Source organism: Nonlabens ulvanivorans (genome assembly GCF_032922765.1).
Classification (GTDB): domain Bacteria; phylum Bacteroidota; class Bacteroidia; order Flavobacteriales; family Flavobacteriaceae; genus Nonlabens; species Nonlabens ulvanivorans.
The window spans coordinates 3,058,401-3,076,843 of sequence record NZ_CP136694.1 but is presented as its reverse complement, the minus strand read 5'-3'; the positions used below and the strand labels follow the sequence as shown (position 1 = coordinate 3,076,843).

The following is an 18,443-nucleotide window of genomic DNA, read 5'->3' as shown; positions in this document are numbered from 1 at the left end:
AAGCTTTTAGCATACAGTCAGTTGTGCCATTTATCGAACTCTATATGATCATTTAATTTGACTATGAGATTAGGTAGCATTGTCGTAAAAATCACAAAGAAGTAATAATGATTAAGAGTCTAATAGTTTATACGTTACTTTCTATGTTGATTTTCTTCAGCATCTCATTTTTTACATTGTTTAATGATATTCACTCTCCATTAAGTGATATAGACTTAAGTCAAGAGTTTACTATTGGTTTTCCTTTTACTTACTATTACGAGTTCCGGTTAGATAAACATTCTATCCCTAACGCTGGTTGGAATTTAAAGAATCTATTGCTAGATTGTTGTTCAACTTGGTTAACGGTTGTATTCATGGCATTTTTAATCAAAAAGTATTTTAAAAAATGAACGAAGTTTTAAAAAACCTCATCGCTGCCGAATCTAAAGCAGCACAACTGTTTCAAGAGATAGAAAACGGAAGTATCATTGCGGCCGGTAAAACCGAAAAAGAAATAAACACTGAAGTATTTCAACTAGCAGATGAGCTATTTGGGATTAAAAAATACTGGCACAAACGCATCGTCAGAGCTGGAGCAAACACTTTACATCCCTATGACGAGAACCCGGCAGATTTACGAATTCAGGAAGATGACATTGTTTTTTTAGACTTCGGCCCGATACTGGAAGAATGGGAAGCAGACTACGGACGTACTTATGTGATAGGAACCGATCCACTGAAAATAAAATTAAAAAAAGACATAGAAACCGCCTGGCAAGAATGTAGAGATTACTACTTCTCACAAACTGATCTAACTGGTGCGGCATTTTATGATTATTGCGTTCAAAAAGCGACGGAATATGGCTGGGAATTTGGTGGTCCTATCGCCGGTCATTTAATCGGTCATTTCCCGCATGAGAATCTAGAAAGCGAGAACAAACTCAATTATATCCATCCCGAGAATAATAAAAATCTTTTTGCACCCGATGGAAACGGTAATAAAAGAGAATGGATTCTAGAAATTCACTTTGTAGATAGAGCTAGAGAAATTGGTGGATTTTTTGAGCAATTGTTGGTATGAAACAAATAGAAATTAAAGGGAATCAGTTAATAGTACGTGTCGAACCAGCAAAAGAATGGGTAAGAACTGTTCTCATAGCATTATTAGGTTCTTTAATCTTACTAGCATTATTCATTCTGTATTTAATGATAGAAAATAAAGGCATTCATTTGATCTATTTTTTAGGTTTACTAATCTTAGGATTACTTGGATGGCATTTTATAAGAATGTTTTTATGGAATCGTAATGGAAAAGAAATTCTTACCATTGAAGGCAACAAACTCAAATACATAGCATATTATGGAAAGTTTAAAGATGGTGTTCAAGAGATGAACTTAACTCAAGAAATTAAAGCGGTTGTAAATGACCATAACCACAGACCACATAAATCCATTTTATTTGAAGATGTATCAGAGTCTCAGACCCAACAAGAAGGAATTGCGTCTGTAATAAAACTGAAGTATTCTAAAAATGAAGACTTTTATAAATTAGAACATGATTTGAATGTCTGGTTAATGAAGTTTCGCGATTAAAGTTCTTTCTTATGATAATATCCGTTTTCAACCTTTCCGACCAATAGTCGCAATGCTCCTATTGCCCACCTTTCCTAAACTTAGGAAAGGAGCTTAACCTATAAGTAATAACAACCTACATTTTCATAACTAGCAGATTCCGAAATAAATTCGGAATGACAGGTTCAACGGCTGCTCTTAAATATTTACCTTTGTAGCTTAATTCAAGGCTATTGGAAACTCAGTTTAAGTTAGAAGGCGATTTTACTTTAATAGATAATTTATCTACAAAATGGCAAGCGCCATCTAATATTGCGCTTGTAAAATATTGGGGTAAATATGGCATGCAGTTACCTGCAAATCCGTCGATAAGTTTTACCTTAAATGCTTGTAGAACCATTACTACAGTAACGGCTAGTAAAGGAACTCACGATTTCAGCATTTCTTATGACGGCACTCCTAAACCTGAATTTGCTCCTAAAATTGAAGCTTATTTTAAACGCATTGCTGACTATTGTCCATGGATTGCAAACTATCATTTTGATATTGATACGCACAATACGTTTCCGCATAGTTCGGGAATTGCGAGTAGTGCCAGTAGTATGGCGGCGATGTCAGTTTGTATGATGGATTTTGAGAGCACGCTTACTGGTCAGGAAATGGATTTTCATAAAGCATCCTTTCTGGCTCGACTGGGATCTGGAAGTGCTTGTCGTAGCTTGAAAGGTAGCGCCGTGGTTTGGGGAACGCATAAAGAAGTTGATGACAGCTCGCAATACTTTGGAGTTGATAAAAGTGACTATCTACATCCTGTTTTTCAGGATTTTCAGGACACGATTTTACTGGTAGATAAAGGTGAAAAAGTGGTGAGCTCTACGGTAGGACACGAGTTGATGAATGGACACGCTTTCGCGAAAGCGAGATTTGAACAAGCCCATGAGAATCTATCTACTCTTAAAAAAGCATTGCAGGAAGGTGACCTTGAGACTTTTATAAAAATTACAGAAAGTGAAGCGCTCACATTACATGCTATGATGATGACCTCACATCCTTATTTTATATTAATGAAGCCCAAAACACTGTCGATTATCGAGGAAATATGGGCGTTCAAAAAAGAGACTGGCATACCTGTATGCTTTACACTAGATGCTGGTGCTAACGTGCACATGCTTTATCCACATGAAAATAATGAGGCTGTGCAAGGATTGATTAACAGCAAATTAGCGCAATATTGTCAAAATGGTCACTATATTTGTGATCAAGTAGGCACAGGTGCAAAAAAGTGCTAACTTTAACGCTATGAAAGGACCACTTTTTTATTCAAAGATTTTACTTTTCGGTGAGTATGGGATTATTAAAGATTCAAAAGGTCTTTCTATACCCTATAATTTCTATAAAGGCGCACTTCAGATAAGTGACCATCCTACCGAAGAACAAATTAAATCAAACGGCAATTTATCTCGTCTTACTGGTCATATTGAGCAGTTGATGAAAGAAAATAGTGATTTCCCAAGATTTGATGTTGAGACTTTAAAGGCAGATGTTGCTGCTGGAATGTATTTTGACTCTAGTATACCACAAGGTTATGGTGTAGGAAGTAGCGGTGCTCTTGTGGCATCTATCTATGATAAATATGCGATTGAAAAAATCACGGTTCTTGAGAATTTAACTCGAGAAAAACTGCTGATTTTAAAAGATATATTCGGAAAAATCGAAAGCTTTTTTCACGGTAAAAGTTCGGGTCTAGACCCATTAAACTCTTACTTGAGTTTACCTATTTTAATTAATAGTAGTAATGATATAGAACCGGCTGGTATTCCATCTCAATCTATAACTGGTAAAGGCGCTGTGTTTTTACTAGACTCTGGTATTGTAGGAGAAACGGCACCTATGGTAAATATCTTTATGGAAAACATGAAGCAAGAAGGTTTCCGTAGCATGTTGAAGAACAAGTTTGTGAAATACACAGATATGTGTGTTGAGGATTTCTTGAGTGGCGATGTGAAAGGACTTTTTGGTAACGTAAAGAAATTATCACATATCGTACTGGACAACTTTAAACCTATGATTCCTGCACAATTCCACGGCTTATGGAAAAAAGGACTGGACACTGGTGATTATTACTTAAAACTTTGTGGATCTGGTGGTGGTGGCTACATTTTAGGATTTACAGAAGACCTAGAAAAAGCAGAGGCTTCTTTAAAAGACTATAAACTAGAAGTGGTTTATAATTTTTAGAAACTCATTAAGACATATTGAAAAAGTCCCATCATTTTTGTGATGGGACTTTTTTTGTTTTAGTCTATTTTCTTTTTGATAATAACACATTATTTACTTTTCACATACCATTATCATTTAAAAAACAGAAACTGCTTAACTTAGTCGGGTGAATCAAGAGCAAACATATACCATGAGCACAAAGGCTAGTATAAAAACGCTAGTCATTAAAGCGTTGAGTCTTTTTTCAACAGTAAGACTTTATAATATCTCTATAATAGCGATAGCGCAATTACTAGCGGCTGTTTTTATTATCGCCCCAGAATTATCTGTTAAGGAGATTGTGCTGGATTATAAGTTGTGGTTGATTATTCTGGCTAGTGCCACAGCTATAGCAGGTGGTTACATCATTAATAATTTTTACGACCGTGAGAAAGACCTTATTAATAGACCGCAAAAAACCATGCTAGAAAATCAAGTAAGTCGCTCTACCTTATGGACGGTTTATTTTACAGTTAACGCGATTGCTTTTATACTTGGATGGATAGTTTCGTGGCGTGCTGGATTGTTTTTTGCGGCTTATATTTTTGCCATGTGGTTCTACTCGCATAAATTAAAAAGAGTCCTTTTTGTTGGTAATCTTACTGCAGCCCTACTGGCTATTACTCCATTTTTTGTGCTATTCATGTATTACCGTAATTTATATCTAGTCGTATTTGTACATGGTAGTTTCTTATTTCTCATACTTGCGATGCGCGAGCTCATTAAAGATCTCGAAAACTTAAGAGGTGATCTAGCTCAAAATTACCATACCATACCAGTAGTACTAGGAGAAAAAGCAAGCAAGCGTTTTTACACCTTACTAACATTGCTTACTATTATACCTATTACAGCATTGATACTCTATTTTAATATAGGATATATGCGTTATTACTTTGCTTTAATAGGCGGTGCCTTACTAGTATGCTTACCATTATTATGGAGCTCGCGACGTAAAAGAGAATATCTGTTAATACATTTTATACTTAAAATAGTCATTGTAGGTGGCGTGCTATCCATATTATTAATTGATTTGCCTGCCATCATCGAACGACTTCAAAATTTCTTGTAATGAAAAAAATACTGTCATTTATTTTTCTTTTGTCGGTCGTTCAGGTTTATGGTCAGGAGAATCTAAATCTGGGTGAAAAAGCTCCTGGTATTAATATTACTGAATGGATTGCAAACGTTCCTGAGAATAAAGATTTAGATAACAAATTTAAAGTGCTGGAGTTTTGGACAACTTGGTGTGGACCTTGCTTGGGTGCTGTTCCTCATATGAACGAACTTGTCAAAGAATTTGGAGATGAGATTCTATTTCTTTCTATCACTAATGAATCTTCAGAGAAAGTTAATCGCACTTTAAAAAGAATGGAATTCTTTAGTACAGTGGTTACTGATCAAACTTCATATACGCAACAAGAATACGGTGATGGAAAAAGTGAATACACTGTTCTACCTATGACAGTTCTTATTGATGATAAAAACATCATTAAATGGATAGGACAACCACAAATGCTTGATAGAGATATTTTAGAATCCTTATTAGACGGAAGTATTGAAGAGAGAAATGCCTTTAAAAATAGTGTAGAAGAAGAATATGATGACGTATTGGCTTTTGCTAAGAAAGTGAAAAGGCTGAAAGATTCGGGAATGAACTACTATCTTGAACTTAAAAAAGTTGAAAATAGCATGAATAATATAACCATGAATAGTAGCAGTTTATATATCAATTCAAATGCTAGCATAAAATCATTATTCAGTGAACTGTTAGGCACTTATCCACGTTTCATAGAAGTACCTGAGGAATATGAAACTCAACAGTTTGAAATTATATATAAGAATAAATATCCAAGTATCGATTTTGAAACTCATTTTTTAATTGACGCCACTAACAGATTGAACTTAAAATGGGAAAAAGAAGAAATTATCACTGAAGGATATCAATTATCTATAAAAGATAAATCTAAACTTGAAAAAACCTTAGATGACGCTGGTAATGGTAGATCCGATATTTTTAATGCTAGCATAAACAAAGTTACTGGCGTTAATTATACCAGTTACTCCTTAAAAGAATTAACTATTGATCTATCTAAAACGACCAGATATTTAATTAGTTATGAAAGTAATGATATTGACAAATATGATTTCACTATTGAAACTGGCTCGATAGCTGACATCAAAAAAAGTTTAGAATATTACGGTATAACGATTGAATTAGGTGACGTTAAATCAGTAAAAAATATTTTCACAAAACTCTAATTAGAAATAATGAAGAACCTCATCAACGTGGCACTTGCTCAAATCTCTCCAGTATGGCTAGATAAAAAAGCGACATTAGATAAAATACTTAACACGCTAGAAGAGGCTAAGAAGCAAGATGCTGAATTAGTTGTTTTTGGAGAAGGATTATTGCCTGGTTATCCTTTTTGGCTTGCGCTAACTGATGGTGCTGCTTGGAATAAAAAAGAAGTCAAAGAACTACACAGACACTATGTGCTAAATAGCATAAGTATAGAGGACGGCGAGCTGGATGCGGTATGCGCTTTCGCGAAAGCGAACTCCATAGCCATTTATTTAGGTATAATAGAAAGACCTGAAGATCGTGGTGGTCATAGTGTTTATGCGAGCATGGTTTACATCAATCAAAGTGGAAGTATAGAAAGTGTACACCGTAAATTACAACCTACTTATGATGAGCGACTCACCTGGTCGCCTGGCGATGGAAATGGTTTAGTGACACACAAACTCAAAGATTTTACCGTAAGCGGTTTGAACTGCTGGGAAAACTGGATGCCATTACCACGTGCGGCCATGTATGCGCAAGGAACGAATCTACATGTTGCTTGCTGGCCAGGAAGTGACCATAATACAAAAGATATTACAAGATTTATAGCTCGTGAAGGACGCACTTATGTACTGTCTGTATCCAGCATGATGTTTAAAGAAGACTTCCCAGCAAATACACCTCATCTAGAAGCTATTCTAGATAAATGCCCAGATGTACTTGCTAATGGTGGCAGCTGCATCGCTGGTCCTGATGGTGAGTGGATCATAGAACCACAGATAGGAAAAGAAGAAATCATAACTGCTACTTTAGATTTTAATCGTGTATTGGAAGAACGACAAAACTTTGACGCGGTAGGCCATTATTCACGACCTGATGTGACGCAATTACATATTAATAGAGAGCGACAATCTACAGTGAGATTTAAAGATTAATGAATAGATAAATCTTAAAAAATAACACTTTATAGTGCTCGAGTAACTCCTCTAAATTATTCTTTTTGAGGAACTAAATACTTTAGAATTCTTTTTGCAACATCACATTTTTAAAAACTTATCTTTGCAAAAAATTTAATACCATGGGAAGAGGTAATGATGGAGCAAGAGGAAAAGGAACTGGCCGCCAAGGCGGCAGAGATTCTTCTAGCTCAAAAGGTGGCAACAGACGTAATGCTGGAAGCACAGACCATAGAGGAAAATCTCAAGCTAGAGGAAATGCACCTACCGGAAAACCAACAACTCGAGGTGGTAAAAATCAAGTAGTAGGAACATCACGCACAGGTAATCCAGTAACAAAGAAGGAATATATCATGCGTAAAAAATCTGAAGGCGCTAAGTCTAAGCCTGATGATGGAACAATACGATTGAATAAATATATTTCAAATTCTGGAATATGCAGTCGTCGCGATGCAGATATATACATTAAAGCTGGTAGTGTAACCGTAAACGGTAAACCTGTGTCTGAAATGGGTTATCGTGTTAAATTAACTGACGAAGTGAAATTTGACGGACAGAACATACAACCATATCAAAAGCAGTATTTACTACTTAATAAACCTAAAGGTTTTATTGCACCTCGCAAAGGAGAACGTGCTAGTAAAACTGTACTAGACCTAATGCAAAGTGCTGGTGTTGCTAATTTGCACTATGTAGGACGTCTAGGAAGACAGTCTGTAGGTTTAATGTTATTTACTAACGACCTAGAGATGGCTAACAAGCTCAACAATCCTAATCTAGAAATGCGCAAGATTTATCAAGTTGCCCTAGATCGTAGTTTTAAACACGAGGATTTAATGCAATTACGTAATGGAATCGCTATCAACGGCGAAGTCATTGATGTAAAAGAAATTAACTATGTAGAAGATGGACGTAACAATGAAATCGGAATTGAAATACATAGTGGAAAAGACAATATCGTTCAGGCCTTATTTGAGGCAGTTAAATATGAAATTAAAGTTTTAGATCGCGTTGTACTAGGTGGATTGACTAAAAAAGACCTTCCACGTGGTCACTACCGTTCTTTAACAGAGCAAGAAATCATCAATTTAAAGATGATATAAGCTACAATCACTTATAAACACTAGCGTTGTCTAAATTTTTAGGCAACGCTATTTTTTTTGCAATTATTTCAAAAAAAGGAATATTATTGTCCCTTCTTATCGCCATTCAATTTTAATATTTAGGTAATACACTTCTTTCTATTATTAATCTTTTATTGTTTAGCTTGTAGTTCACTTTAAACTACACTTAACCTATCGCTATTGAATACTAAATACATTGATCTCATTGATCAAACGTACTTCTTCCCGACGGAAGAGTTCAAACTAGAAGACAAAACTCTTCATTTTCACGACATCGATCTGATGGAACTGGTGGAAAAGTATGGATCTCCATTAAAATTCACCTACTTACCTAAGATCTCTGATAATATTCAGCGTGCACAGAAATGGTTTAATGACGCTTTCGCGAAAGCGGATTACAAAGCAAAATATCACTATTGCTATTGTACAAAAAGCTCACACTTTAAGCATGTACTGGATACGGCATTAAGCAATGATATACATCTAGAAACCAGCAGTGCTTTTGATATAGATATCATCAAAAAACTAAAAGCTGAAGGTAAAATTAAAGACGATACCTATATCATAAGCAATGGCTTTAAACGTGAAAAGTATATAGACAATATTGCAGACCTAATCAACTCTGGTCACAAGAATTGTATTCCTATCATTGACAACTATGAAGAACTGAACTTACTAACTAATGTTACTGATAAGAAGTTTAAAGTAGGAATACGCATTGCCAGTGAGGAAGAACCAAAGTTTGAATTTTATACCAGTCGTTTAGGCATAGGTTATAAAAACATTCTTTCTTTCTATAAAAATCAGATTCAGGAGAACCAACAGGTATCTCTTAAGATGCTTCACTTTTTCATTAATACCGGAATACGTGATAATGCATATTACTGGAATGAATTACACAAATGTCTCAAAGTATACATAAGCCTTAAGAAAATATGCCCTTCATTAGACAGTCTCAATATAGGTGGTGGTTTCCCGATTAAGAACTCACTTGCATTTGAATTTGACTATGAGTACATGATTAATGAGATTGTAACTCAAATAAAGCAGGTGTGTGATGAGGCAGATGTGGACGTACCACATATTTTTACAGAATTCGGTTCTTTTACAGTAGGTGAAAGTGGTGGTGCGATCTACAAAGTGTTGTATCAAAAACAACAAAACGATCGTGAAAAGTGGAATATGATTAACAGTTCATTTATCACAACTTTACCAGATTCGTGGGCAATAAGTAAACGTTTTATTATGCTAGCCTTAAACCGCTGGAATGAAGAATATGAACGTGTATTATTAGGTGGACTAACTTGCGATAGTGATGACTATTACAACAGCGAGCAAAACGTTAACGCTATCTATTTACCCAAATATCATAAAGATAAACCGCTTTACATAGGCTTTTTTAATACTGGAGCATATCAAGAAAGTATAGGTGGATATGGCGGTATACAACACTGTTTAATACCAGCACCTAAACATATTTTAATAGACCGCGATGAAAATGGCGCTATACAAACTAGAGTTTTTAAAGAGCAACAAAGCTCAGAACAAATGCTCGATATTTTAGGATATTAATATTTTTTATAAACCGATTAACTTTAAACAAATCTTTAATTTCAAGACATGAGCAATTCAAACTATGCAGGAATTCCAGATGAATATGCTGGATTAGATAATGCATCAATTGTTTTAATTCCAGTTCCTTATGATGGAACAAGCACCTGGCAAAAAGGCGCAGATAAAGGTCCAGAAGCTTTTCTAGACGCCAGTGCAAATATGGAATTATACGATATTGAAACGGATACAGAAGTGTATCATCATGGAGTCTTTCTTGCAGATGCTGTTACAGAAAACAGTTCGCCAGAAGCGATGGTAGATGCCGTTCACGCAACTACTAAAAAGTATATTAAGAAAAATAAGTTTGTAACTCTTTTCGGTGGAGAACACTCTATTTCTATAGGTAGTATACGTGCCTCTAATGAAATGTATGAGAACCTAAGTGTACTTCAAATTGATGCTCATGCAGACTTAAGAAAAGAATACGATGGTAGTTCTTGTAATCATGCTTGTGCCGTTTATGAAGCAAGTCAAAAAACAAACCTAGTTCAAGTAGGAATACGCTCTATGGATAGTATAGAAGTAGGTATTAATGATGACGATAAAATATTTTTGGCTCATGAAATGGTTCAAGATGACTACTGGCAAGAGAAAGCTACTGAAGCACTTACAGAAAATGTATTTATCACCATCGATTTAGATGCTTTTGACCCATCGATATGTCCATCTACTGGCACGCCTGAACCTGGTGGGCTTTTCTGGTATGAAACATTAGATTTCTTAAAAATGGTATTTGCAGAGAAGAACGTGGTAGGTTTTGACATTGTTGAATTATGTCCTAATCCATCAGAGAAATCATCAGATTTTCTTGCTGCAAAATTGTATTATAAAATGCTGAGCTATAAATTTAAAGATATCGCTCTAGAAGGAGAAGATGGTTATGAAGCAAATAATGCTTTTACCAAATCTGGATTAAAAAAAATGAAAAACATAGAAGATTAATCTTCAAAAACATCATGGGAAAACCTATTACTGATTTTATAGAAAACTACTTCTTACATTTTAACAGCGCTGCACTAGTAGACGCTGCAAAAGGTTATGAAGCACAATTGAACCAAGGCTCTAAAATGCTGGTCTCACTTGCTGGAGCAATGAGTACTGCAGAGATTGGGAAGATCTTTGGCGAGATGATACGTCAGGATAAAGTACATATCATTTCTTGTACAGGTGCAAACCTAGAAGAAGACTTGATGAATCTAGTAGCGCACAGCCATTATAAAAGAGTCCCTAACTATCGCGATTTAACACCGCAAGATGAATGGGATTTATTAGAAAAAGGATTGAATCGTGTCACAGATACTTGTATTCCAGAAGAAGAGGCTTTTAGAAGACTACAAGAACACATCGTGAAAATATGGAAAGATGCAGAGGCAAAAGGCGAGCGTTATTTCCCTCATGAATATGTGTACAAACTACTTTTAAGTGGTGTCCTAGAACAGTATTATGAAATCCCTATTGAGAACTCATGGATGTATGCCGCTGCCAAAGCCAATTTACCAATCGTCGTTCCTGGATGGGAAGATAGTACCATGGGTAATATTTTTGCTAGTTATGTATTAAAAGGTGAGTTAAAAGCGAGCACTGTAAAAAGTGGTATCGAGTACATGACTTTCCTTGCAGACTGGTATACTGACAACTCACAGAAAGGAATCGGTTTCTTCCAGATAGGTGGTGGAATCGCAGGAGATTTCCCTATTTGTGTAGTGCCTATGTTGTATCAAGATATGGAACGTACCGACACACCGTTTTGGAGTTATTTCTGTCAGATATCTGATTCAACGACCAGTTATGGAAGTTATTCTGGAGCCGTACCTAATGAAAAAATTACTTGGGGAAAACTAGATCAAGACACACCTAAGTTTATAGTAGAAAGTGATGCAACTATTGTAGCGCCGCTCATTTTTGCTTATTTATTAGAGATGTAAATTTTTAATTCCGCTTTCGCGAAAGCGGAACAAAAATCAAAACCTGTAAGTTGCTCAACACATAGCGGTTTACAGGTTTTTATGCTTTTAAAATTAACGTTTCAATTGTGAGATATTAATGAATTGCAAGTACATTTAAATACAAGTAACACACTATGAGTGCTATAAACATGAGTAAGATAGACAACTTAAATCTGGAGTTTTTACAGCTTAAGGATTATGAAGAGTTGAAACATGCAATGATAGATTCTTATAGTAATCTACCAGATTCTTACTGGCGAGAAGAACAGATCAAAACGCTTATAGATAAATTTCCAGAAGGTCAAGTTGTCCTCAAAGTGAATGAAGAGATCGTAGCTTGTGCGCTTTCTATAGTTGTAAAGTATGACGATTTTAGTGGTCAGTACACCTATGAGCAAGTGACTGGAAATTACAAGTTCACCACGCACGATGATGATGGTGATGTTCTTTATGGAATAGAAGTTTTTATAAAACCACAATATCGTGGTATGCGATTAGGTCGTCGTTTATATGATTACCGTAAAGAGCTGTGTGAGAATTTGAATTTAAGAGGTATAGCCTTCGGTGGTCGTATTCCTAACTATCATAATCACGCGAGTGAAATGACACCTAAGGAATACATCGAAAAAGTGCGCAATAAAGAGATTACAGACTCTGTACTGAACTTTCAACTATCAAACGACTTCCATGTTTCTCGTGTTCTTAAAAACTATCTGGATGGCGATAAAGCCTCTATGGAGTTTGCCGTATTACTAGAATGGGATAATATTTACTATACAAAACCAGTTACAGAAACCACAGCATTAAAAAGCACGGTGCGGTTAGGATTAATCCAGTGGCAAATGCGTCCTTACTCAGGTTTTAATGAGTTAATGCAACAAGTAGAATACTTTGTAGATGCTGTTGCAGCTTATAGGTCTGATTTTGCTTTATTCCCTGAATATTTTAATGCGCCACTTATGGCTGCTTACAATAAGTTGAGTGTTAGTGATTCTATTAGAGAACTAGCAAAATATACTGAAATGATAAGAAACAAGTTTTCTGAATTATCCATTAAGTATAACATCAACATTATTACAGGATCCATGCCTGAAATCATTGATGGACAATTGTATAATGTAGGGAATTTGTGCCGTCGAGATGGTACGATAGAACGTTATGAAAAAATACATGTCACACCAGATGAGCAAAAAGTATGGGGACTTCAAGGTGGAAGTAAGATCCAGACTTTTGACACCGATTGTGGTAAAATAGGAATCTTGATTTGCTATGACAGTGAATTCCCAGAATTGAGTCGTATTATGGCACAAGAAGGGATGCAAATTCTTTTTGTACCATTCTTGACAGATACACAAAATGCTTATGCTCGTGTACGCCTTTGCTCTCAAGCTAGAGCGGTAGAGAATGAATGTTATGTAGCTATCGCTGGTAGTGTGGGGAATTTACCTGCAGTAGAAAACATGGATATTTCTTATGCGCAAAGTGCTGTATTCACTCCTTGTGATTTTGCGTTCCCATCAAATGGAGTAAAGGCAGAGGCCACAGCAAACACAGAAATGATCTTGGTGGCAGATGTGGATCTTGATTTATTAAAAGAACTACACAATTATGGCGCTGTAAAGAACTTAAAAGACCGAAGAACAGATTTGTATGAGGTGAGTAAGAAGTAGATTATTGCAAATACTTAGTTGAAAGGGATTCTTATAAAAGTATAAGAATCCCTTTTTTTATTTAATCATAGGAATAATACTTGGGTAGGTGATTTGCTTACCACGAAAGTTTAAAATAGCAAAAATGATTGCCGCTATGCCGTTTAAAACACCCAAAGCCAATACAATCTCTAAACCATTTGAAATTAAAAACACTTCTTTATGAAGAATTTTTAATATTACTGCTGACATAAAAAATACAAATCCGAAGGCTTGAAAAACAATTTGAAAATTCAATAATCTTGCTCCTACTTTTTGAAGTCCTTGGACTTTATCTTTTTTAGTCAGCCATAGAATTAAGGGCAAAATGATATTCCCAATAGGTATAAAAATACCAGCGATAACAGACAAATGAAAGAACATTAAAAATTGTCGGTCTTCATATTTTCCGTAATCTAATAACTCTTCAATATTAATTGCTAGCGTTTCACAAATAAGTTTCATTGTTTTACCTCGAGGTTCATTTTCATTGTTCTCGATACGTTGAATGGTTCGTAAACTGACTTGAGATTCTGTCGCAAGCTCCTCTTGAGACATGCCTTTTTTGAGACGTATTTCTTTGATTTTAGCACCTATTGGGCTCATCATTTTCATAATTTAAAATTAGTGAAACAAATCTAAGAATGAAGTCATTTAAAGAACAAATTAGATCCTTGACTTGTTTACGTCACTCTTATGACAATCATGTCAAATCACTGATATACAAAGTTTTAATAACCTATTTTAATAAAGCCTCAAAAGTTAGCACATCTATTTTCCCATCTGGGAAAAGATTGTTTTTTGATTCAAAATTGGCCAGAGCTTCCATAGTAGCTTTTGCAAAAACACCATCTAGAGACATATCATAACCTTGTGCTATGAGTTTTTTTTGTATCTCAAAAATCAACACGTTTTTTGCTCCTATGCGTTGACTATTTTCCCAATGATTATTATAGAGTTTCTTCATTAAGTTCTTTTGTCCTATAGTTTTGATTTCTTCTGGACTACTGTGATTATTTTCAAAATCGATTATCTGTTGATTGTTCCATCCATTAGATTTATAACTTGCAGACTGCGCTAGTTTTTGCTCTAGATAAGTAACACGCGCTAATTTATGAGCATACTCTTCTACAGCAAGTGTTGTTTCTAAATCATCATCTTCTGGTAATCTTACATCTATATCATTTGCTGTCCATTGTAGCTTAATAAAGCTATTTAAATCGGTAATAGCATCGTGATACATCATGACTACATCTTGATTATGATATTCTTGATCGATTATCGTTTCTGTAGAGTAATGATATTCTGGAGCATGAAATCGATCCCAGTCTTTATAGAAATCATAGACGATAAATCCTGATATAATTATCAGGATTAAAATAATTAATTGCCTCATGACAGGTGGTTTAATGGTTAGTTATTTCCCCTTTACTTTCTGGTAGTATTGTTTTGGTTAAAAACAGTTCAAAAATAAATATAAATAGCACTAAAATGTATTCAATAGCGATAAACCAGTTATTCTCAGTAAAACTTTCACTCGAGTAGGCCGAATAACTAAGAAAGATCGTAAAGCTCCATAGTAACATAAAACGATACTTAGTGAAAACAGAAAATAACAATGGTATGGTCAGGTACCATGGATGCACAGTAGTCGAGAGTATTAAGTAAGTGAAAAAAGAAAATACGACGCTGGATAGAAGTATTTCAGGAAATTCATTCTTTCTTACAAAAGATATCCCTAAAATAATTACTAAGGTAATTACAGGTAAAATCTTTCCTACGGTTTGTATAATATTATAACCTGTTACTTGATAACCTATTGCCCTAATGATGTAATATACACTAGCATTAAATTCAAAATTACCAAACCACAATCCTACCGATGCCGAATATTTATCAATCAAGTCTTGAGAGAAAAACGGAAGAAAGCCTAAAACAACAACAATAAAAACAGCGATGTAATAGATAAATGCTTTTTTAAATTTCAATTTTCTCAAAAGTAAAGGCAACACCATAACTGGTAATAATTTGAGCAATATACCATAACCCATAAAGAGAACGCTTTGCCATTGTTTATAGACGAGTAAGTAATAAACTGACGCTAATAAAAAGAATGCCATCATTCCTTCCCAGTGAAGATTACCTGTAAGTTCAATGATTATAAACGGATTCAAATAATATAGCGCTATTAACCACATAGGCTTACCTAGTAATCTTAGTAATTTAATGCCGTAGATGAAAATGGCAACATCTGCTAGGATAATTAATATGCGCATCCATATTATACTAGCTAGAATACTGTCGCCACCCAACCATGCCGCGATTGCAAAGAACAATTGATTTAAAGGCGGATAATTTGTGTAATGTCCACTTGATAATTCTCCCATAGATGCATGCAAGAATGAAGCATTAGGGATATGGCTGGCTCCAGATTTAATGATATCATCTGGCAAGTACAAATAAGGGTTATTTCCATTTAACAATTGATGTCCGTCCCAAATAAATCTAAAAAAATCTTGAGACAGATGTGGTGTATTGTCTATTAATAGTAACCTTAAAATAAGTCCAATAAAAAATATACCGCCAATGAGCGATGCCCCATAAAACCACTTACCGAGAAAATCAGGAAACAGTTTTAAATTTTCTTGAGATCCTTTTTTAGATATATAACTATAACCCAGAAAAGCAACGAAAAGTAGTATATAAACAATGAGTAGGTTTGAAAAATCTTTTCGCGCAAGCGAGAAAAACCACCCATATAAAATTGCGCTAGTAATGGTTAAGATACCGAAGGCATTTGTTAACCTGCGTTCCATTATTGCTTATCTGTGATACTACGGAAAAACACAAAACCAAAACCTATAAATAGCATTAAGTGAAAAGGAAAGAGTCCAAAATCACCACCTTGATCACCAACGATAAATGCCGAGTACATTCCAAATCCAAAGTAGAGCATTAATATACCTTCTAATATCACGTTGCGACTTATTTTTTTCTTGAGGTATTTATTGGTTTTCCAATTGCCTCCTACCGCTGCGAGATTAAACTTAGGTGTACGCACAAACTCGCTACGTTTCCCTAAGTGACCTTCTATTACTGCTATTGAATTGTGCAGTGAAAAACCCATTGCGATTGAGAAAAAAGTGAAAAACATTCCTATATAGCTAATGAAGTTTTTAAAACCGCCACCATACGTGTTTTTATACATATACCAATAACATATAAAAAATATGATAGTACTTATGACAAAAAAGCTCATCACAATAAAGTATACTCTTAAGTGAGCATATTCATTCTTTATATAAAGCATCGGTATACTAAGTAACCCAACAATCAATACGTTTAAAAACATGGTACTGTTTAATAAATGTAAGACACCATGCAGTTTTGTTTTAAAATCTATGTTTGAACTGCCTACGACACGTTTAAACATTTTTCTGAAATTTTCTGCACCACCTTTATTCCATCTAAACTGTTGTGAACGTGCTGCACTAATAACAATAGGAAGTTCTGCCGGTGTGGTAACATCTTCTAGGTATTTAAACTTCCAGTTTTTGAGCTGCGCTCTATAACTTAAGTCTAAATCTTCAGTAAGTGTATCGCCTTCCCAATTACCTGCATCGATGATGGTTTCTTTACGCCATATTCCTGCAGTTCCATTAAAGTTAATGAAGTGTCCTTTTGAATTGCGTCCTACTTGTTCTAAAGTAAAATGAGCATCTAATGCAAAGGCTTGTATCTGTGTAAGAATAGAATAATCCCTATTTAAATGTCCCCAACGTGTTTGAACAACGCCTATTTCTGGGTCTTTAAAATGAATTACCGTTTTTTTCAGCCAATCTGTTTGTGGTAAAAAATCTGCATCAAAAATGGCTATAAGTTCTCCTTTTGCCTCTACTAAACCTTCTTTAAGTGCTCCTGCTTTAAAACCTACACGATTTTCTCTAGTAATATGAGTTATATCGATACCGGTAGCAGCTAGCTTTTCTACATGTGCTTTAGTAGTAACAACAGTTTCATCTGTAGAATCATCTAAAACCTGAATTTCTAACTTTTCATGAGGATAATCCAACAAGACGATGTTATCTAAAAGTCGCTCCATCACATAAGCCTCATTAAAAACAGGCAACTGTATGGTTACATAAGGAATCTCTGCAGGGTTATCTAGGTTAAAGGTAGGTCCGTCGACTGTGTTTTTGCGAGCTGCCAGATAATTAAATAGTAAATTGAGTTGAGCAAATGCATAGAACAAAATCATCACAAGTGATGTTGAGTAAATTATGATGCAAATCCATTCTAAAATCATTTTTTAAAGCCGTATTTAAATATCCAAGTTAATATTTTAACGCCTGCAAATATAGCACCTTTAACAGTACCCGAAACCTTAGAAACACCTATTCTATTGCGGTATTTCATAGGTTTTTCAACATAAGAATATTTTTTACGCAATGCTTTCAATTGCATCTCTACAGTCCAACCATAGGTTTTATCCTCCATTTCTAGAGCTAGTAATTTTTCATATTTAATGGCGCGGAAAGGACCTAAATCTGTAAAACGAGATCTAAAAAGTATCGACATAAGTGTGGTTGCTAGCCAATTACCAAAGATTTGTGGCGCCGTCATAGAGCCTTTTTCACGCAATGATTTTACACGAGCGCCTATGACAAAATCAATATTTCCATCAATAATAGGCTGTACTAACTCTAATAATTGTTCTGGATAATCGCTATAGTCACCATCCAAAAAAACAATAATATCTGTGGTATCGCTTAATTGAGACACATATTCCATACCCTTTAAACAGGCATGACCATAGCCTCGTTGTAGTTCTTCTAGAACTGTGGCACCAGCTTTTTGTGCATTTACAATAGTGTCATCACTAGAATTATTGCTTACTACAATAACTTCAGTAACTAATGAAGGTATATCTTTAATGACCAGCGGTATAGAGTCTGCTTCATTATAGGCAGGTATAATTACTCTAATGATAGGATTAGTGGATTGCAATAGGGAATTTT

General features: G+C 35.0%; 18 protein-coding genes. 13 read left to right on the top strand and 5 right to left on the bottom strand.

Going from position 1 to position 18,443, the window contains the following annotated elements:
• The first annotated feature begins 107 nt into the window (after positions 1-107).
• From R1T42_RS13860 to R1T42_RS13800, 13 genes are all read left to right on the top strand, one after another.
• The gene (locus R1T42_RS13860; RefSeq protein WP_317290746.1) at positions 108-392 is read left to right on the top strand and encodes a hypothetical protein; all 285 of its coding nucleotides are present in this window, start codon (positions 108-110) and stop codon (positions 390-392) included.
• Positions 389-1,063: a M24 family metallopeptidase gene (locus R1T42_RS13855; RefSeq protein WP_317290745.1), complete on the top strand. Its 675-nt coding sequence runs from the start codon at positions 389-391 to the stop codon at positions 1,061-1,063. The genes R1T42_RS13860 and R1T42_RS13855 overlap by 4 nt, the downstream gene beginning before the upstream one ends.
• The gene (locus R1T42_RS13850; protein WP_317290744.1) at positions 1,060-1,575 is read left to right on the top strand and encodes a hypothetical protein; all 516 of its coding nucleotides are present in this window, start codon (positions 1,060-1,062) and stop codon (positions 1,573-1,575) included. The genes R1T42_RS13855 and R1T42_RS13850 overlap by 4 nt, the downstream gene beginning before the upstream one ends.
• Positions 1,576-1,787: 212 nt before the next feature.
• Positions 1,788-2,843 carry a diphosphomevalonate/mevalonate 3,5-bisphosphate decarboxylase family protein gene (locus tag R1T42_RS13845; RefSeq protein ID WP_317290743.1) on the top strand — a complete coding sequence of 352 codons (1,056 nt, stop codon included), beginning with the start codon at positions 1,788-1,790 and terminating at the stop codon, positions 2,841-2,843.
• A gap of 10 nt (positions 2,844-2,853) precedes the next feature.
• The gene (locus R1T42_RS13840; protein WP_042291765.1) at positions 2,854-3,792 is read left to right on the top strand and encodes a mevalonate kinase family protein; all 939 of its coding nucleotides are present in this window, start codon (positions 2,854-2,856) and stop codon (positions 3,790-3,792) included.
• Between the two features lie 148 nt (positions 3,793-3,940).
• On the top strand, positions 3,941-4,882 hold the full coding sequence (locus R1T42_RS13835) for a geranylgeranylglycerol-phosphate geranylgeranyltransferase (RefSeq protein ID WP_317290742.1): 942 nt from the start codon (positions 3,941-3,943) through the stop codon (positions 4,880-4,882).
• A complete protein-coding gene (locus R1T42_RS13830) occupies positions 4,882-6,072 on the top strand; it encodes a TlpA family protein disulfide reductase (protein ID WP_317290741.1) in 1,191 nt (396 codons plus the stop codon). Before R1T42_RS13835 ends, R1T42_RS13830 begins: the two co-directional genes overlap by 1 nt.
• A 9-nt stretch (positions 6,073-6,081) precedes the next feature.
• A complete protein-coding gene (locus R1T42_RS13825) occupies positions 6,082-7,032 on the top strand; it encodes a carbon-nitrogen hydrolase family protein (protein ID WP_317290740.1) in 951 nt (316 codons plus the stop codon).
• A gap of 143 nt (positions 7,033-7,175) precedes the next feature.
• Complete coding sequence (locus R1T42_RS13820) at positions 7,176-8,156, top strand: pseudouridine synthase (protein ID WP_042245773.1); 981 nt, start codon at positions 7,176-7,178, stop codon at positions 8,154-8,156.
• Positions 8,157-8,357: 201 nt separating this feature from the next.
• Positions 8,358-9,749, top strand: coding sequence for a type III PLP-dependent enzyme domain-containing protein (locus R1T42_RS13815; protein WP_042296037.1), 1,392 nt, complete (start codon positions 8,358-8,360; stop codon positions 9,747-9,749).
• A 48-nt stretch (positions 9,750-9,797) separates the two neighbouring features.
• Positions 9,798-10,733 carry an agmatinase gene (speB, locus tag R1T42_RS13810; RefSeq protein ID WP_317290739.1) on the top strand — a complete coding sequence of 312 codons (936 nt, stop codon included), beginning with the start codon at positions 9,798-9,800 and terminating at the stop codon, positions 10,731-10,733.
• Between the two features lie 14 nt (positions 10,734-10,747).
• Positions 10,748-11,716 (top strand): deoxyhypusine synthase family protein, encoded by a 969-nt coding sequence (locus R1T42_RS13805; protein WP_317290738.1) that lies wholly within the window; start codon positions 10,748-10,750, stop codon positions 11,714-11,716.
• A 170-nt stretch (positions 11,717-11,886) separates the two neighbouring features.
• Positions 11,887-13,407 carry a bifunctional GNAT family N-acetyltransferase/carbon-nitrogen hydrolase family protein gene (locus R1T42_RS13800; RefSeq protein ID WP_317290737.1) on the top strand — a complete coding sequence of 507 codons (1,521 nt, stop codon included), beginning with the start codon at positions 11,887-11,889 and terminating at the stop codon, positions 13,405-13,407.
• Positions 13,408-13,464: 57 nt separating this feature from the next.
• Here R1T42_RS13800 and R1T42_RS13795 read toward each other — a convergent pair whose 3' ends face one another.
• The 5 genes from R1T42_RS13795 to R1T42_RS13775 form a co-directional block, all read right to left on the bottom strand.
• Positions 13,465-14,034 (bottom strand): helix-turn-helix domain-containing protein, encoded by a 570-nt coding sequence (locus R1T42_RS13795; RefSeq protein ID WP_317290736.1) that lies wholly within the window; start codon positions 14,032-14,034, stop codon positions 13,465-13,467.
• A 130-nt stretch (positions 14,035-14,164) separates the two neighbouring features.
• On the bottom strand, positions 14,165-14,821 hold the full coding sequence (locus tag R1T42_RS13790; protein ID WP_317290735.1) for a peptidoglycan-binding domain-containing protein: 657 nt from the start codon (positions 14,819-14,821) through the stop codon (positions 14,165-14,167).
• Positions 14,822-14,831: 10 nt separating this feature from the next.
• On the bottom strand, positions 14,832-16,241 hold the full coding sequence (locus tag R1T42_RS13785) for a glycosyltransferase 87 family protein (RefSeq protein WP_317290734.1): 1,410 nt from the start codon (positions 16,239-16,241) through the stop codon (positions 14,832-14,834).
• Positions 16,241-17,731 (bottom strand): cellulose synthase family protein, encoded by a 1,491-nt coding sequence (locus R1T42_RS13780; protein ID WP_317290733.1) that lies wholly within the window; start codon positions 17,729-17,731, stop codon positions 16,241-16,243. The genes R1T42_RS13785 and R1T42_RS13780 overlap by 1 nt, the downstream gene beginning before the upstream one ends.
• A complete protein-coding gene (locus R1T42_RS13775) occupies positions 17,728-18,432 on the bottom strand; it encodes a glycosyltransferase family 2 protein (protein WP_317290732.1) in 705 nt (234 codons plus the stop codon). Before R1T42_RS13775 ends, R1T42_RS13780 begins: the two co-directional genes overlap by 4 nt.
• Between the last annotated feature and the right edge of the window lie 11 nt (positions 18,433-18,443).

Coding starts and splice junctions, on each gene's coding strand:
- R1T42_RS13860 (WP_317290746.1), top strand. CDS start 108: ATGATTAAGAGTCTAATAGTTTATACGTTACTTTCTATGTTGATTTTC.
- R1T42_RS13840 (WP_042291765.1), top strand. CDS start 2,854: ATGAAAGGACCACTTTTTTATTCAAAGATTTTACTTTTCGGTGAGTAT.
- R1T42_RS13785 (WP_317290734.1), bottom strand. CDS start 16,241: ATGGAACGCAGGTTAACAAATGCCTTCGGTATCTTAACCATTACTAGC.
- R1T42_RS13800 (WP_317290737.1), top strand. CDS start 11,887: ATGAGTAAGATAGACAACTTAAATCTGGAGTTTTTACAGCTTAAGGAT.
- R1T42_RS13830 (WP_317290741.1), top strand. CDS start 4,882: ATGAAAAAAATACTGTCATTTATTTTTCTTTTGTCGGTCGTTCAGGTT.
- R1T42_RS13855 (WP_317290745.1), top strand. CDS start 389: ATGAACGAAGTTTTAAAAAACCTCATCGCTGCCGAATCTAAAGCAGCA.
- R1T42_RS13780 (WP_317290733.1), bottom strand. CDS start 17,731: ATGATTTTAGAATGGATTTGCATCATAATTTACTCAACATCACTTGTG.
- R1T42_RS13805 (WP_317290738.1), top strand. CDS start 10,748: ATGGGAAAACCTATTACTGATTTTATAGAAAACTACTTCTTACATTTT.
- R1T42_RS13790 (WP_317290735.1), bottom strand. CDS start 14,821: ATGAGGCAATTAATTATTTTAATCCTGATAATTATATCAGGATTTATC.
- R1T42_RS13850 (WP_317290744.1), top strand. CDS start 1,060: ATGAAACAAATAGAAATTAAAGGGAATCAGTTAATAGTACGTGTCGAA.
- speB (WP_317290739.1), top strand. CDS start 9,798: ATGAGCAATTCAAACTATGCAGGAATTCCAGATGAATATGCTGGATTA.
- R1T42_RS13825 (WP_317290740.1), top strand. CDS start 6,082: ATGAAGAACCTCATCAACGTGGCACTTGCTCAAATCTCTCCAGTATGG.
- R1T42_RS13795 (WP_317290736.1), bottom strand. CDS start 14,034: ATGATGAGCCCAATAGGTGCTAAAATCAAAGAAATACGTCTCAAAAAA.
- R1T42_RS13820 (WP_042245773.1), top strand. CDS start 7,176: ATGGGAAGAGGTAATGATGGAGCAAGAGGAAAAGGAACTGGCCGCCAA.